Here is a 15,527-nt window from a genome sequence, read left to right as displayed (position 1 = left end):
GTATAGGCGTTTATGGAGCTTCTTCTTCACCAATGGGGAGACTGGCCAGAGCTATACAGAAATACTGATAAAACCGAAGCCACGGAGATAGTAATTATCGACAGTCAAATGAATTACCGAGGAAAACTTGACACTTACACTTATTTATAAACACTGGCAAAAATGAACTGTAAATGGTATCATTAAACTTGTAGCGATGTGTATTTTTTATGGGAGAATGTTCATGAAAGCTTATATCCGTATCAAACATACCGGGGAGTTTTATGATCCCAGCTGTTATTATGCCTATACGGGCTGCAGGGAACTGGAGATTCCTGTGGTGAAGTACAAGGCGGTGTATTCTCTTACGGATAATGAGCCGGATGATCCGGTGGTGGGTACAGTTTCTGATGTGAAGGTGGCCCTTGAGCGGTTCGGCGTGAAGCTTGTGCCGCTGGATTATCCCGATGAGCTCCTTCCCTTTACAGGCCGCAAAATCTGGAAATCCACTCTCTTTACGATTACCAGCCATCCGGAGGACTGGCATGTGTTTGTGAAGCCTGTGGAGGATATCAAGCGGTTCCATGGCACGGTGCTTGATAAATCGGAGGACCTGATCAAGCTGGGCGGCGGTTTGGAAGATATTGATGTATGGTGCAGCGAGAAAGTGCATTTTATTTCAGAATGGCGTCTATGGGTGCTTCATGGGGACATACAGGGCCTTACTCCCTATAAGGGCCGCTGGGACGTATTTCCTGATGTGAAGGTGCTTCGTGAGTCTGTGAAGGCGTATAAGTCGGCGCCTGCCGGTTATGCCATTGATTTTGGCGTAACAGAAGAGGGGAAGACTCTTCTGGTAGAGGTAAGTGATGGCTATTCACTGGCCAGCTTTGGCTTGTCTCCCCGTGTATATATGAATATTCTGGCAGCCCGCTGGAAAGAATTGACTTCTGCAGTGAAGTAGCAGCATCTTTTCCGGGCCTGCATTTGGCACCGATGAGTGAGTGATTTTATGTTTCTCTTTCCTGTCGGTGCTTTCTTACTCTATAGGAAAAATGGTTAAAGGGCAGAGGGAGGAGGATTATGGCTGCTTTTAATGAGTTTATCCAGCAGTTAAAAGAGAATATCAATCTGGCAGACCTTATTGGCTCCTATGTGCCGCTGAAAAAGCATGGACGTTATTATATGGCTTCCTGCCCTTTTCATGGACCGGAAAGGACTCCTTCCTTTGCCGTTTCACCGGATAAGGGATTTTATTACTGCTTCGGCTGTCATGAGAGCGGCGATGCCATTACGTTCGTAGAAAAGATGGATCATCTCACCTTTATGGAAGCAGTGCGCCGCCTGGCCGATTATGCTCATATGGACATGCCGGAGCGGGAGGAATCGCCGGAGGAAAAAAGGCGGGCCGCCATGGCCCGCGAGCTCCAGTCGGTGACGGAGCTGGCCGGTTCCTATTTCCACAGCTGCCTTACCAGGACACAGATGGGGAAGGCCGGTCTTGCCTACTTTGATAAGCGCCATCTTTCCATGGAGACCATAGAGAAATTCAAGCTTGGGTTTGCGCCGCCGGACTGGCAGAAGCTTTATCGAGATTTCACCACCAAGAAGAAGATCGGCGGAGATCTTCTGGTGGAAGCAGGACTCTGTGCCCATAAGAATGGTCGTTATTACGATGTATTCCGCAACCGCTGCATGTTTCCCATATGGAATCTTTCTGGAAAAATCGTAGCTTTCGGCGGCCGCGTCATGGATGACAGCAAGCCCAAGTATCTGAACTCGCCGGAAAGTCCCATTTTCAACAAAAGAAGGCTTCTCTTTGCCATTTATCAGGCTTTGCCTACCATTAAGGCCAAAAAACAGGCCATTATGGTAGAAGGATACATGGATGCCATTTCCCTTCATGCCCACGGCGTGACCAATGCGGTGGCTTCCCTTGGAACTGCTTTTACCATCGAACAGGCCAGGCTTTTGAAAAAATATGCAGATGAAGTGGTTTTCAGTTACGATATGGATGCGGCCGGGCAGAATGCTACGAAGCGGGCTCTGGAAATCGCGGGTTCCATAGGATTAAGGCTCCGGGTGGTGCATCTTGGGGAGGGCAAGGACCCTGATGAATTTGTAAATCTCCATGGCGGCGACGCCTATCTGGAGGCGGTGAAACAGGCGGAGCCGGCTATGGATTTCCTTTTCCATTCTCTTTTGAAACAGTATGACAGCACCACCCTTGACGGGCAGCACCATATTCTGGATGATATGTTTTCGGTCCTTCTGTCTACCGGTGATGCATTCCAGCTGAATGCTTTCATTAAGAAAATGGCCCGGGCCATGCACATGGATGAAGGCATGATTCGAAGCGAGGCCCTGATATATGCCAGGAAGAATAAATCCAATGTGTATATTTCCCAGAAGGTGCCTGTGGAAAAGGAAGAATTGGATTTGAATCCGTTAAAGAAAAGGCAGCGCCTTCTGGAAGCGGGCTTCCTTAATTACTGTCTTATTTACCATATGCTGCCAGAGGGCTATACAGAGCTTGACCGCTACCAGTTTGCCGATGAATTCCATGGAAGGCTCTTTGCTCTTTTGAAAGATATGAAGGCAAAAAATATGCCCCTTACGGAAGAAGCGGTGGAAGGCCAGCTTCCCAGAGAGGATATCAGCCGCCTGGCCAAGCTTCGCATGGAAGGAGAACAGCCGGGCTCTGTGCCCAGGGAAGAATACATCTGGCCTATGAAGAAAATTTATCTGCAGGAGGAATATCGCATACATACGAAAAAAGCGCAGGAACTGATCAGCAGCGACCCGGTGAAGGCCCGGGAAGAACAGCTGCTCTGCATCCAGCTCAGTAAAGAAATACTGGCATTAAAATAAAACAGCATCATTCAGATGTTATCGGGGCGCCTGTGGAAATGCCGGAAGAGGTTCTTTTTCATCGGATGAGGGGTGATGAAGGGCTTTGGAAAACCGGCCTTTTCCCAGCCTTTCTCAAGGGGGGATTATACTATGGCAGCTAGGGATGAAAGATTGGAACAGTGGATCAGTGAGCTCACTGCAAAAGCGGGGAGTGGGGTCATTTCCAATAAGGATATCATGGACCTTGTGACAGAAAAAAATTTGAGCGGCGATGACCTGTCCAACCTCTATGAAGCCCTTCATGATGATCATTATGAAGTGAATTTCGATGAAGATGTTTCTGAAGAGGACATAGACTTCCTGAAAGAGGAAGAGGAACTGGAAAAAGAAGTGGAAAAGGAGGAGAAGGAACCGGTTCCTGACATTGATAATAGCGTCACCATTGATGATCCTGTCAAAATGTATCTGAAAGAAATCGGTGCGCTGAAGCTTCTTGACAGCGAAGAGGAAATTGTGCTGGCCAAGCAGGTGGAAAAAGGTTCTCTGCCTGATGCATCCGATGAAGATAAAGCAGCAGCCCGGGCGGCCAAAAAGGAATTGGCAGACCGGAACCTTCGTCTTGTAGTTTCCATTGCCAAAAAGTATCTGGGCCGGGGACTCCAGTTTCTCGATCTTATTCAGGAAGGAAATCTGGGCCTTTTAAAGGCAGTGGATAAATTCGACTACACGAAGGGATACAAATTCTCCACCTATGCCACCTGGTGGATTCGCCAGGCCATTACGAGAGCCATTGCGGACCAGGCAAGGACTATACGCGTTCCTGTGCACATGGTGGAAACCATTAACAAGCTGAACAGGATTTCCCGCCAGCTCCTCCAGGAAAAGGGCAGGGAAGCCACCAATGAAGAACTGGCCAGGGCTATGGGCGTTACTGTAGGGAAAATCAGGGAAGTCAAAAAAATCGCCCAGGATCCTATTTCCCTGGAAACGCCTATTGGCGAAAAAGAAGACTCCCATCTGGGGGACTTCATTGAAGATCACGAGGCAGTGGCTCCTGATGATGCGGCCGGCTCCATTCTCCTTCGGGAGCAGATTGAAGAACTTCTTCAGGGCCTGACGGAAAGGGAAAGACAGGTGCTGGAACTCCGCTTCGGCCTTAAAGATGGAAAGACCAGGACTTTGGAAGAAGTGGGCCGTTACTTTGATGTGACCAGGGAAAGAATCCGGCAGATTGAAGGGAAAGCTTTGCAGAAACTTAAAAAGTCCGCACGGAACCTTATCATTAACCAGTAGAAAAAACGAAGTAGGCGGCACTTTCTCAAGGCAGAAAGGGCCGCTTCTTTTTTATGAAAATGATTGTAATCCCAGCCTCAATTCTGATACCTGTGATTTTACATTTCTTTCTGGCAATATTCCTGATCTGATTTGAAATATCTTTTATGTTTCTTCCATCCGGCGTACTTCATGACGCGTTTCTCTGCTACTCCCTGACAGGCCGGCTGACAAGGGGACGGAAAAGGACATAAGAAGTATGGAAAATAGGACCATGGGACACTTACCCGGGAATGCTTAGTGTAAAATTTTACTCGGTAGGGGAATTTTTCCAGAAACAATAAAAGAGGAAAGCCTCCCCTTGAGTGGAAATGTTATAATTTCCGTGCACAAATAAAACAAAGAAAGGGCTTTCCTCATGGATATTATAACAAAAACTGGAGAAATTTGGAGTGAAAATGCAATTGGTGCAGTCATTTCTATCATCAAGGAATCTGATGATTCTATTGAGTCTGAAAGGAAGCTAACTCATTGGCTCGAAGAAATGAACTGTCAGCTTATAGCTATGGCTCTGGGGCGTATTGATGCTGAGCTGTATCAGATTTACAAGGCACAGGGGTGGCGTGTAGCGCGCCGGGACTCCCGGACAATTTACTGCCGCTATGGAGAGCTGACCTATACGCGAAGACTTCTGCAGAAAGAAGGGAAGAACTTCTATCCTTTGGACCGTAAAATGGGCTTTGAACCCAGAAAGCACTACAGCCTGGGAATGATTGAGCGGATTGTCGAGGCTGTCGCAATTACCACATCTCGCAGTGCCAGCGAGCTCCTGCAAAGCCTGGCGGGAATTACCATCTCCCATCAGTCTGTTATCTCACTCAAGAACTATGCCGGCGAGAAGGCAAAGACTTATGAAAAAGCATTGGCAGAAGAGGAAAAGGTTGAAAAGCCGACACAGCCGGAAATTATAGCGATTGAAGGAGATGGAATTGTACTCAAGAACAAGGAGAAAGGCGGCGTTTCGGAAGTGCACCGCCTCCAGGTATATGAGGGAGTCAGGAAAAATGGCAACAGGACAGAACTGGTAGGACTTCGCTGCTTTGCATCTACCAGCAGGAAAGAACTTTTTGCAATGGTAAGAAGTTATCTGCTTGGGCACTATGACCTGTCTAAGACCACAGTGCTGTCGAATGGGGATGGAGGGTCCGGATACCAGTTTCAGGACTTTGAGCGAATGGTAGAAGGCTGCCTGGATCACCAGCACTTCCGCGACTGCTATCATGTGCATGAAAAGATCCGGACCCGGCTCAGCTTCTGCAACAAGGAACTGGTAGACCACATTATCCGAGAACTTCACCAGACCGACGATATTATGAAACAGATTCCCGTATGGATGGACACTGCCCGGAGCTGCGCCCGGACAGAGGAGGATTTGGAGGAGGTAGACAAGCTGCAGAGCTATCTGGAGAGAAATGCTCCCTATATCCCCAGCCTGAGTCAGCGCGGCATCCATACAGAGATTCACCTGGGGACTGCAGAAACAAATCACCGGTTTTACAGCTATCGCATGAAGCGGCAGGGGCGGAGCTGGTCCAGCGAGGGAATGGAGTGTATGGTTTGGGTATTGACCGCCCGGAAGAATAAAACACTTACAGCAGCTCTCCTGTATCATGCTAATGGGAAAAGCTACAAAAAGATGGATAGAGCCATGCACAAGGCTGCGGTGCAGGCAGAGCGTAAAATCGCCCAGAATGTCCGGAGTGAGGCGCAGAAGCGTAAGATGAGAAACTATAGGCCGGGATGCCTGGAGGGACGTATAGGCGTTTATGGAGCTTCTTCTTCACCAATGGGGAGACTGGCCAGAGCTATACAGAAATACTGATAAAACCGAAGCCACGGAGATAGTAATCATCGACAGTCAAATGAATTACCGAGGAAAACTTGACACTTACCCGGGAATGATGGCATACTTGACGCCCGGGGCGTTAACTGATAAAATAGCATAAGTTGGTGATTGCGGGCCCATAGCTCAGTTGGTCAGAGCCGACGGCTCATAACCGTCTGGTCCCAGGTTCGAGCCCTGGTGGGCCCACCAATGATACTCCCGCTGAGCGAAAGCTCAGCTTTTTTTTATTTCCGGGAGGAATGATGATACATTTGACAGCAAGGCTCCGCCATGTGGCGGACCTCATACCTTCCTGCCAATCCATGGCAGATATTGGGACGGACCATGCGTATCTGCCCCTTTTCCTTCTGGAGAAGGGAAAGGTTCAATGGGCCATAGCCTCAGATATTCACAAAGGGCCTCTGGAAAGGGCCAGAGCCCATTTAAAGGGACAGGAGAAAGGGGGAAACATAGAACTTCGCCTGGGCGGCGGCCTTTCGCCCCTTGAGGTGGGGGAAGTGGACGGGATAGTTATGGCCGGCATGGGCGGCCTGATGATGAGAGATATACTGGAAGCTGATTTTCCCAAAGCCCAGTCTCTTTCCTGGCTGGTCCTGCAGCCCCAGAACCATGTGGCAGAGCTGAAGCAGTACCTGGCAGGTCATCATTTCATGATTATGCAGGAAGATATGGTCATGGAAGATCGGCGGCTTTACGAAATGATGCTGGTGAAGCCGGGCGCCATGAAGGAAATCTCCCTTCTGGAGGGGGAAATCGGCGTTACTGAAAACTACAGGCAGCACCCCCTTTTTCATGAACACCTGCGCCGGCTGATAAGGAAACGGGATTTCCTTATTCAGGGCGTAGCAGAAGATACAGACAATGAAAGAAACCGCAGGAGAAGAGAAAAAGCATTGGAAGAAAAGAAAAGACTGGAGGCGTTCTTATGAATATCAAGGCTCAGGATTTGATGGATCTGATGGAAGAATGGGCACCGGCGGCACTGGCGGAAAGCTGGGATCATCCGGGGCTCCAGGTGGGAAATCCGGAAGAGTCGGTAAAGAAAGTGATGGTTTCACTGGATCTTACAGAACAGAATGTGGACAGGGCCTGCAAAGAAGGAGTGTCCATGATCATTTCCCATCATCCCTTCCTGTTCAAATCTCTCCATAGAATCGATTTATCTACCTATAAGGGAAGGGTCATTGAAAAGCTCATCTGCCATCACATCCTTTCCTTTGCGGCTCATACGAATTTGGACACTGCCAGAGAAGGAGTGAATGACGCTCTGGCTGACGCGCTGGAACTGACAGACCGGAGGGGCCTGGTGACGGAAAAAAGAGAACCACTCCTGAAGGTGGCGGCGTATGCAGAATTTGTGAAAGCTCGGGAGCTTAAGACACTCCTGGAAAAGAAATACAAAGGGAGGGCCGGCCATTTCTACCTTTTAGGCGATGCCGATGACAGCAGCCGCATGGGAAAAATGGAATTTAATGCCGCTTCTTCCGCCCTGCAGGAAGTTATGGAAGATGTAAGACGTATCTGTGGAGATGTACACTGTGACATATATGAACTGAAAAACGGCGCCTCCTTTGAGTATATGGGCCGTCTGGGTAAACTTCCCCGTCCCATGAAAGGAAAGGAAGCTCTTTTATACATTAAGGAAAAGCTTGGCATCCCGGATCTTTGGTATGCAGGAAATACGGATATCATTGTTCATAAGGTGGCAGTCCTTGGCGGCGCAGGAAGTGAATTTGCCTCCCTTGCCAAAGCCAAAGGGGCGGACCTTTATCTGACCGGCGACCTGAAATACCACGAAGCCCAGGATGCGGCAGCTATGGGTCTTCTTATCGCTGACGGCGGCCACTTTTACACAGAAAGAGTGATTGTACCGAAACTGGCTGAAAGAATCAGGAAAGAAGCGGAAAAAAGGCACTGGGATCTGGAAGTACTGGAAGATACGGGAGCCAAAGATATCTTTTCCCATCTTTGAGGGCTGCGCCCTCGGGAGTTATATAGTATTGTGGAGGTCCAGCATAGGACCTCCAAGTCAGCCAAAGTAGGCCCTTAGCCTGCCTATTAAAGGGCCTTCCGATTGTCGGCTGACCGACCCCGGATGACGAGTGTCCGGCGGGAAGAAATCGAGGCAGCACTGGTCATGGGATGGCCCCTTGACTCTGTCATTCTGAACGCAGTGAAGAATCTCGGTGCTTGGCGAGGATGACGTCATTGGAATTCATGCAGGGGCCTGGTACTTCGCCCTTCCCGCCGACTGGTATTTACTATCGATTAGCTCATAAGTGCCTTGTAACGAGATTCTTCGCCTACGGCTCAGAATGACGATGAGGGCGGGAAGGCAATCCCGTAACGCTGACTTTAAAAATTGCGGCGCAGCCGCTACCGCCACCCTCAGCGGCAGAGCCGCTGTCGCCCCTTGAGCGCCAGCGATACACAGCGAACATGATTTGCACTATGCGAACTGGATTTGTAAGGGAGCATCAGCGACCTGAAAATCCAGTGAGTCAGTGACAGCAGGAGATGAAGGAGCGCCAGCGACGCACAAATCATAGTGAGTCGTTTCCCCTGTGGGGGCACAACCTGCCGCCATCAGGCGGCCATAACCCTCGGGGCGAAGCCCCGTCAACCCTCATGCCAATGGCGTGTCCAATGGCGCAGCTGGATAAGAGGGAGCCGCGCAGCGAGCCAATCAGCAGAATGCTATTGGCGGTCAGGACCGCGATGGAGCATCCTATCGGTGCTCAGCCCCGTACACCCTTTCCCGCTTCGCGGGACTTCCCCTCAAGGGGAAACGAGAGATATGGAGAGAAAAACAGGGCGTCATATACTTCAGGTACCATTTCGGCGTTTTCCCCTTTGGTGGCTGGCGCCACCACCTTGCACGGTGGGAAGCATGTCATATGACACAGAAAGTAAATCCGTAACGCTGGCTTTATACTCATCGCCCGATAGGGCGATACCACAACCCTCGGCCCGAAGGGCGCTTAGCTTATTTTTTTATTGACATTTCTCATTTCTCCGTGCTATACTGTACCCTGCGAGCAGGAAAGATGATTGCGGGCCGTAAGGCGTGAGGAAAGTCCGAGCTTCGCAGGGCAGGATGCCGGATAACGTCCGGCGGGGGTGACCCCAGGGAAAGTGCCATAGAAAAGGAAACCGCCACGCAAGTGGTAAGGGTGGAAAGGTGCGGTAAGAGCGCACCAGCAGTCGGGAGACCGGCTGGCTTGGTAAACCCCATCTGAAGCAAGACCGAATAGGGAAGGGTTGAGGCTGCCCGCTGACCTTCCGGGTTGCGTCGCTTGATCATCCAAGCAATTGGATGGCTAGACAGATAATCATCACCGTGCAAACGGTACAGAACTCGGCTTATTGAATGCTCGCCATGCATACGGGAAGGATTGGAAATGGTGATTTCCAATCCTTTTTTGTTGGTTTTATGGAATTTCATCACTTTAAAAAGACCGGCGGAAGAGAGGATAATGACGCCGCTTGTATGACGTATGCAAAATATAATCTGGAAGTCCTCTTTACATACTTCTTAAAATCCGTTATCATTGAGAGAAATACTGTTTCCTTTCATGCGCTCATTCAAGAAAATGCAGAGAATTGTATAAAATTAAGGAAATAGGAATATTGGATATTGGCAGGGGGAAAGTTTATGGATTTAGAAAATAATTGGCCCATTGCGCTGGCTTTCATACTGTACCTGGTACTGATGATGAGTATCGGCCTTTATTATTCCCGGAGACAGAAAAATCTGTCTTCCTACATTCTGGGGGACCGGCAGCTGGGACCATGGCTCACTTCCATGAGCGCCGAAGCTTCAGATATGAGCGGCTGGATGCTTATGGGGCTGCCGGGATATGCTTATCTCCATGGACTTTCCGCTTTCTGGACGGGCATCGGCCTTATTGTGGGTACCTGGGCAAACTGGGTCCTTGTATCCCAGAGGCTTAGAAATTACACGGAAGTGGCTGATAACAGCCTCACCATTCCGGATTATCTGTCCAACCGGTTTGAGGATAGGAAGAATGGCCTCAGGCTTATCTGCGCCCTGTTTATTATCCTTTTCTTTATCATCTATACTTCTTCCGGCTTTGTGGCAGCAGGAAAGCTGTTCAATACCATTTTCGGGATTCCCTACCTTCATGCTCTCCTGCTTGGCGCTTTTGTAGTCGTTTTCTATACCTTCCTGGGCGGCTTTTCCGCCGTGGCCCTGACGGATTTTATCCAGGGCACCATGATGTTCTTCACCGTCCTTTACGTGCCTGTGGCTGCCACCATTGCTCTTGGCGGGCCCATGCCTACGCTGGATATTCTTTCTAAGGAAGGCTCTGATTTCTTTTCCTTCTTCCCTGATTCTACCGGCATATCGGCCCTTCTGGTTATGATTGTTTCCTCTCTGGGCTGGGGCCTTGGCTACTTCGGACAGCCCCACATTCTTGTCAAATTCATGGCCATCGGAGATCCGAAGGAACTGAAGAAATCCACCCGCATCGCCATGACCTGGGTGCTTCTGTCCCTGTCCTTTGCCATTGCCATCGGCGTAGTGGGCAAGGCTTACCTGTCTACGCCTTTGGAAAATGCCAATGCAGAACGGGTATTCATCCTTATGGCCGAATCGCTGTCGGCGCCTTTCATTACAGGCATTATCTGGTCTGCCATCCTGGCGGCTATTATGAGTACCAGCTCCTCTCAGCTGCTGGTCACCTCTTCAGCCGTATCCAGGGATCTTTTCCAGGCTTTCCTGAAGAAGGATGCTTCTGAAAAAACATTGATCCGAGTATCCCGGCTCAGCGTGCTTCTGGTTTCCGCCATTGCCGTATATCTGGGTTCTGACCCCAACAGCTACATTTTCTCCATCGTTTCCTACGCCTGGGCCGGCTTCGGCGCCTGCTTCGGCGCCACTGTGCTTCTTTCCCTCTATTGGAAGCGCATGACCCTGAAGGGAGCCTATGCAGGGGTCATCGTAGGCGGCTTAACAGTACTCATCTGGAAGCATTTTGAATGGTTCGGACTCTATGAACTGGTACCGGGCTTCTTCTTTTCTGTTGCTGCCATCGTCATTGTGAGCCTTATGGACAAGAAGCCTTCAGAAACCATTCTGAAAACCTTTGAAAAGGCCATGTCCCTGTCAAAATAAGAAATGGACAAAATAAGAAATAGAAATGAAAAAGACTGTGAAAGAATGGATAGAAATCTTTCACAGTCTTTTCCTTTTGCCTCTACCGCTTTGTAAAAACGATAAGCAAATTCGGAAGGCGGTAAGCGGATAGCGGACAGCTGGTTCCTGCATCGGCTATCGGCTATGGGCTGACGGCTTTCCGATTCCCCAGCCCCATCTCAGTAATTCACAATGAGTGGCGAATGGTAAAATTCCTGCCTTCCTTTTCTGTATGCCGGAGAATGCTGGCACCAGCTTCGGATATCGGAGGCGCGAATTTCCATTTCTAATGAAAGGCGGGTGTTAGCATCCGCTTTCTTCAATGCCCTGGCCATACTGGTAATCACTGGAATGGGAATCAGATTCAAAAAATGGCTTTTGCTTCTTCGAAGGGCCAGCAGGCGGGCATAGGAGGGAAGGGGAGGAGCTGAAAAAGGCGAAGGCCCCCGGCCGGAAAGAAGCAGCTGGGCGCCGATTCGTTTCAAGCGGCTGTAAAGATACCGCTTGCTTTTAATCCGGGAAAGCATGGTTTCGTAGCCTTCATTTCCTATTTCCCTGAACCATTTGTGCTCCAGCCCCTCTGAAAAGAGGCCGGTTTCAGAAAGTTCACTCTCTGATACCATGCGGGAAGCGAGGAGGCAGGCATCTTCATAGCGGGAAAAATCGGTATGGCAGCCTGACTTGATGAGTTCTGCCGCTTCTTCTGCCCCCTTTGGGGGAAGGAGATTTGTTTTTTCCCCATGGAGAAGCTCCTTTCTGGCAGTGGTGGCGGAAATATTGCAGTCCATGTTCCGGTGAACCACGTGGATATCCATGGGGAAATGATTCTGCAGAATAGTTTCCGCATAGCGAAAGCCCAGAAGGTTATTGGGCTTGGATAATTCTTCTGCCAGGAAAGGGGAATGACTCTTCATGGCTTCATAAGAAGCCCGGGCATAGGAAAGTCCCCCGCCCAGGGCTTCATGAAACGCCTTTTTGTGGGAAGGGGTCAGGGAAAAGGAAGCGGCATCCCAAAGATCTTCTTCCGAAAGGGATTCCGTACCAAAAGCAAGTATTTCGGCACCCATGGAAGCAAGCAGCCTTACGCCGTAAGAACCAAACCGGTCCGCACTCTGCAGCACGCAGAGCACCGGAAGTGAAAATACGGCATCCACGCCTCCTTCCACCGCCCATCGTGCCCGGGTCCAGCTGTCAAAGAGGGCCGGCTCTCCCCGCTGCACAAAGGAGCCGCTCATGACGGCCATGATGAAAGGATCACCATAAGCCTTTCGAACCGAATGGACCATATCCTCATGCCCCCGGTGAAAAGGGTTCCACTCCGCAATGATTCCAACCACTTTTTCTGCCATTGTATTGTATCCCTTCTGTCTTTGATGGTTATATTTTATCATATCCGGAAGAAGGAAATCTGACTCTCTGTTTCCAAAATCCTTATCAGGCCCATGGCTTGGAGGGGGAGGGAGTTCTTTCAGCGATGATAAGCTGTTTATGAATTAAAAATTAAGGAAATATTATTTGACTAACCACACTTAAAATGATAATCTTGATATGAATGTTAGAGACTTAAGAAAGCTATCTAATGGTTTTAATGTATCAGGAGGTATGGAATGGATTTTCTGCATTTGTTCCGAGCCGGCGGATTTATGATGTATCCGCTGATTCTTTGTTCTTTGGTGGTAGTGGCTATTTTTATTGAACGGTTCCGGTATTATCGATCCAATCGTTCCCATGTGGACCAGCTGGGCCGGGAGATTCCGAAATATCTGGAAAAACGGGATTATGAGGGACTGAAAACTCTTCTTCAGCAGGATGGCGGTATTCCTGCTTCTGTGGTTCTTGCAGGAGTGGAGCATATGAACCTCAAAGTAGACCAGACGTCCCTGATTGAAGGGGCGGCTTCCCATGCAGCAGGGCTTTTGAAAAATTACCTGAATTACCTGGATGTGATCGTGACCCTATCCCCTCTTATGGGGCTTCTCGGTACGGTTATTGGCATGATCGGTTCCTTTAATGTTCTTTCTGTTTCCAACGGCCAGCCCTTTGCAGTCACCGGCGGTGTGGCAGAAGCCCTGGTATGCACGGCCACCGGCCTTTTTGTGGCTATCATTGCCCTCATTGCGTATACCTATCTTTCCCAGCAGGTGAGCCATTTTGTTTCTGATATGGAAAAACTGGGTACCCTGTATTTGGCTATCGTAGAGGCGAAAGAGCAATGAAACTGGAATCTATGAATGTGGAGAAGAAGCCAAAGATTATGATCATCCCTATGATTGATATCATTTTCTTCCTCCTTGTCTTCTTCATGATGAGCATGCTTTCCATGGTGGTGCAGAAGTCTATCAACCTGAACCTGCCGCAGACCGCCACGGCCAAAGTGAATGTGGAGCAGACCCTTCCCATCAGTATTACCTCTGATGGTACGATTTATGTAGAAAAGGAAAAGATTTCCAAAGACGATTTTCGCCGCCGCATGGAAATCGAAAAGGGACGGAATCCGGACCTTTCCGTCGTTCTCCGGGCAGATTCCAAATCAGAACATGGAGATTTTGTATTTGTGCTTGACCAGTTGAAATCTGTAGGCATCAGCAAGGTGGGGATTGCTACAGAGTCCAAGACCGGTCAGAATCAGTAAAGAGGTGGTCCCATGCGTACTTTCAAGTACCGATGGTCCTCTGCCTTTGGATTGTCCTTCCTCTGCCACGGCATTGTCCTTGGCGCGGTGGCAGGCCTTCTCTTCCTCTTTCCTCCACCCCAGCCCAGCCGGGAACCCATTGAAGTAGATCTGGTGTCCGATGTAGGGGGAGGTGGTGGCGGCGGTCAGGAAATGGAAGAACTTCCCAAAATTCACGAAGCCAAAGCCACTCCCACCGCGCCTCCTCCGGCTGTACCGGCAGAAGCCGATGAAGAGGCAGCCAATGATGTCCATGAGGTGGCACAGGCCCAAAGCACCACTTCTCCAAGCAGCACCTCTGCCGGCGAAAGCTCTTCTTCTGAAGGAGGCAGCGGCGGCGGAAGTGGCGGCGGTCAGGGCACCGGCGATGGCACCGGCTCAGGAAGCGGCAGTGGCAGCGGCGGTGGCACCGGTGATGGCACCGGCGACGGTTATGGCAGTGGAAATGGAGACAGCGGCAGCGGCGGCGGAGAAACGATAGGTATCCAGCTTTTGAGCGCTCCGGCGCCAGCCTACCCCGAATCAGCCAGAAGGGCCGGTATATCCGGCACTACGGTGGTGGGTATGACGGTTTCCACTGACGGATCTGTATCCAGCGCCTGGGTGGAAAGTTCATCGGGAAACAGCACCCTGGACAGTGCTGCGGTAGCTGCTGTGTACAGCTGGCGTTTCGTGCCGGCCAAACAGAATGGTACTCCTGTGACAGCCAATTCCAGAGTGCCGATTACCTTCAATTTAAATGGATAAATGGGAAAAAGAGATTTCAGAGGGATGAAATCTCTTTTTTCGTGGATGCTTTTGGGGACAGGCCCCGGGTCCATGGGGGTTCATAGGGGGCAAAGGGAATCAAGGGTTCAGGGGAGGCATCAGGCGCCATTCATGATTGATGAGCCCTTTTGCATTAAGCCTCTCGCCGGAGGATTGCCTGTAAGGGCTCTGCCATATTCTGCACCGGGGCCCTTGATTCTTCTGGGCCGACGCCTTTGTTGATGACGCCTCATTCCCACTTTTTTATGGCACCTCAAGAGTACTTATGTTATTATTTAAGGGTAGTATTGTCAGAAATCTGATAAAAGAAGGTGATGAAAGGACATGAATAACAAAATTTTTCTTGTTCTTGGCGGAGCCAGAAGCGGGAAGAGCGAGTTTGCGGAGAAGCTGATGTATCATTCCACAGGGAAAAGGAAGGGATACATCGCTACCAGTCAGATTCTGGATGATGAGATGCGTTACCGTGTGATCCTTCACCGACAGAGGCGTCCCGCCGACTGGCAGACTTTCGAGGTCATGCATGAGGCAGGGGAGGAAATGGGTCATATCCTTGAGGAAGCAGATGCCATCCTTTTTGACTGTATTACCATGTATGTGAATAATATGCTCATGGACCATATGAAGGGAATTACCGTGGAAACGCTGGGGGTTTCGGATCTGACCACGCTGCAGCAGGCGCTGGAGAAAGACCTGACCCTCATGTTTGAGCGGATTTCTTCTGTTTCTGATAAGGAAATCATATTTGTGTCCGATGAGCTTGGAATGGGCATTGTTCCTGCCAATGCCATGAGCCGGGTATACAGAGATCTTGTGGGGCTGGCTAACCAGTATGTGGCCAGGCGGGCCGACAAGGTATACCTTTCTGTTGCAGGAATTACTGTGGAGCTCAAGGAAAGAGGAGTGGAGCTATAATG

12 protein-coding genes, 1 tRNA gene and 1 other RNA gene are annotated in these 15,527 nt (G+C 49.9%); 13 read left to right on the top strand and 1 reads right to left on the bottom strand.

What is annotated here, in order from left to right:
• Positions 1-223 precede the first annotated feature (223 nt).
• From HMPREF9453_RS03400 to putP, 9 genes are all read left to right on the top strand, one after another.
• Positions 224-943 carry an ATP-grasp domain-containing protein gene (locus tag HMPREF9453_RS03400; RefSeq protein WP_008859170.1) on the top strand — a complete coding sequence of 240 codons (720 nt, stop codon included), beginning with the start codon at positions 224-226 and terminating at the stop codon, positions 941-943.
• Positions 944-1,062: 119 nt separating this feature from the next.
• Positions 1,063-2,850 (top strand): DNA primase, encoded by a 1,788-nt coding sequence (gene dnaG, locus HMPREF9453_RS03395; protein WP_008859169.1) that lies wholly within the window; start codon positions 1,063-1,065, stop codon positions 2,848-2,850.
• Between the two features lie 132 nt (positions 2,851-2,982).
• On the top strand, positions 2,983-4,125 hold the full coding sequence (rpoD, locus tag HMPREF9453_RS03390; protein ID WP_008859168.1) for an RNA polymerase sigma factor RpoD: 1,143 nt from the start codon (positions 2,983-2,985) through the stop codon (positions 4,123-4,125).
• 397 nt (positions 4,126-4,522) lie between these two features.
• Positions 4,523-5,986, top strand: coding sequence for an ISLre2 family transposase (locus tag HMPREF9453_RS03385; RefSeq protein ID WP_008859167.1), 1,464 nt, complete (start codon positions 4,523-4,525; stop codon positions 5,984-5,986).
• 136 nt (positions 5,987-6,122) lie between these two features.
• Positions 6,123-6,199, top strand: a tRNA-Ile gene (locus HMPREF9453_RS03380).
• Between the two features lie 53 nt (positions 6,200-6,252).
• Complete coding sequence (locus HMPREF9453_RS03375) at positions 6,253-6,939, top strand: tRNA (adenine(22)-N(1))-methyltransferase (RefSeq protein WP_008859166.1); 687 nt, start codon at positions 6,253-6,255, stop codon at positions 6,937-6,939.
• Positions 6,936-7,982, top strand: a complete 1,047-nt coding sequence (locus HMPREF9453_RS03370; protein WP_008859165.1) for a Nif3-like dinuclear metal center hexameric protein — start codon at positions 6,936-6,938, stop codon at positions 7,980-7,982. The genes HMPREF9453_RS03375 and HMPREF9453_RS03370 overlap by 4 nt, the downstream gene beginning before the upstream one ends.
• Before the next feature lie 1,063 nt (positions 7,983-9,045).
• Positions 9,046-9,391: RNase P RNA component class A (rnpB, locus tag HMPREF9453_RS11050), an RNA gene on the top strand.
• 274 nt (positions 9,392-9,665) lie between these two features.
• A complete protein-coding gene (gene putP, locus HMPREF9453_RS03355) occupies positions 9,666-11,150 on the top strand; it encodes a sodium/proline symporter PutP (RefSeq protein WP_008859163.1) in 1,485 nt (494 codons plus the stop codon).
• A 200-nt stretch (positions 11,151-11,350) separates the two neighbouring features.
• Here putP and HMPREF9453_RS03350 read toward each other — a convergent pair whose 3' ends face one another.
• Positions 11,351-12,562, bottom strand: coding sequence for a nucleotidyltransferase family protein (locus tag HMPREF9453_RS03350; protein ID WP_083827235.1), 1,212 nt, complete (start codon positions 12,560-12,562; stop codon positions 11,351-11,353).
• A 216-nt stretch (positions 12,563-12,778) separates the two neighbouring features.
• On the opposite strand from HMPREF9453_RS03350, the gene HMPREF9453_RS03345 reads away from it, so the two are divergent.
• From HMPREF9453_RS03345 to cobU, 4 genes are all read left to right on the top strand, one after another.
• On the top strand, positions 12,779-13,387 hold the full coding sequence (locus HMPREF9453_RS03345) for a MotA/TolQ/ExbB proton channel family protein (protein ID WP_008859161.1): 609 nt from the start codon (positions 12,779-12,781) through the stop codon (positions 13,385-13,387).
• Positions 13,384-13,803: an ExbD/TolR family protein gene (locus HMPREF9453_RS03340; protein WP_008859160.1), complete on the top strand. Its 420-nt coding sequence runs from the start codon at positions 13,384-13,386 to the stop codon at positions 13,801-13,803. Before HMPREF9453_RS03345 ends, HMPREF9453_RS03340 begins: the two co-directional genes overlap by 4 nt.
• A gap of 12 nt (positions 13,804-13,815) precedes the next feature.
• Positions 13,816-14,589 carry an energy transducer TonB gene (locus tag HMPREF9453_RS12360; protein ID WP_008859159.1) on the top strand — a complete coding sequence of 258 codons (774 nt, stop codon included), beginning with the start codon at positions 13,816-13,818 and terminating at the stop codon, positions 14,587-14,589.
• A 345-nt stretch (positions 14,590-14,934) separates the two neighbouring features.
• Entirely contained in the window at positions 14,935-15,525 is a 591-nt protein-coding gene (gene cobU / locus HMPREF9453_RS03330; protein WP_008859158.1) for a bifunctional adenosylcobinamide kinase/adenosylcobinamide-phosphate guanylyltransferase, read from the top strand.
• The last annotated feature ends 2 nt before the right edge of the window (positions 15,526-15,527 follow it).

This window comes from Dialister succinatiphilus YIT 11850 (assembly GCF_000242435.1).
Lineage (GTDB): Bacteria > Bacillota > Negativicutes > Veillonellales > Dialisteraceae > Dialister > Dialister succinatiphilus.
This window is presented reverse-complemented; position numbering and strand designations above follow the sequence as displayed.

Excerpts from the sequence above, each read along its gene's own strand:
- cobU (WP_008859158.1), top strand. The coding sequence starts at position 14,935 with ATGAATAACAAAATTTTTCTTGTTCTTGGCGGAGCCAGAAGCGGGAAG.
- HMPREF9453_RS12360 (WP_008859159.1), top strand. The coding sequence starts at position 13,816 with ATGCGTACTTTCAAGTACCGATGGTCCTCTGCCTTTGGATTGTCCTTC.
- HMPREF9453_RS03375 (WP_008859166.1), top strand. The coding sequence starts at position 6,253 with ATGATACATTTGACAGCAAGGCTCCGCCATGTGGCGGACCTCATACCT.
- HMPREF9453_RS03400 (WP_008859170.1), top strand. The coding sequence starts at position 224 with ATGAAAGCTTATATCCGTATCAAACATACCGGGGAGTTTTATGATCCC.
- putP (WP_008859163.1), top strand. The coding sequence starts at position 9,666 with ATGGATTTAGAAAATAATTGGCCCATTGCGCTGGCTTTCATACTGTAC.
- HMPREF9453_RS03350 (WP_083827235.1), bottom strand. The coding sequence starts at position 12,562 with ATGATAAAATATAACCATCAAAGACAGAAGGGATACAATACAATGGCA.
- HMPREF9453_RS03370 (WP_008859165.1), top strand. The coding sequence starts at position 6,936 with ATGAATATCAAGGCTCAGGATTTGATGGATCTGATGGAAGAATGGGCA.
- HMPREF9453_RS03340 (WP_008859160.1), top strand. The coding sequence starts at position 13,384 with ATGAAACTGGAATCTATGAATGTGGAGAAGAAGCCAAAGATTATGATC.
- HMPREF9453_RS03345 (WP_008859161.1), top strand. The coding sequence starts at position 12,779 with ATGGATTTTCTGCATTTGTTCCGAGCCGGCGGATTTATGATGTATCCG.
- dnaG (WP_008859169.1), top strand. The coding sequence starts at position 1,063 with ATGGCTGCTTTTAATGAGTTTATCCAGCAGTTAAAAGAGAATATCAAT.
- HMPREF9453_RS03385 (WP_008859167.1), top strand. The coding sequence starts at position 4,523 with ATGGATATTATAACAAAAACTGGAGAAATTTGGAGTGAAAATGCAATT.
- rpoD (WP_008859168.1), top strand. The coding sequence starts at position 2,983 with ATGGCAGCTAGGGATGAAAGATTGGAACAGTGGATCAGTGAGCTCACT.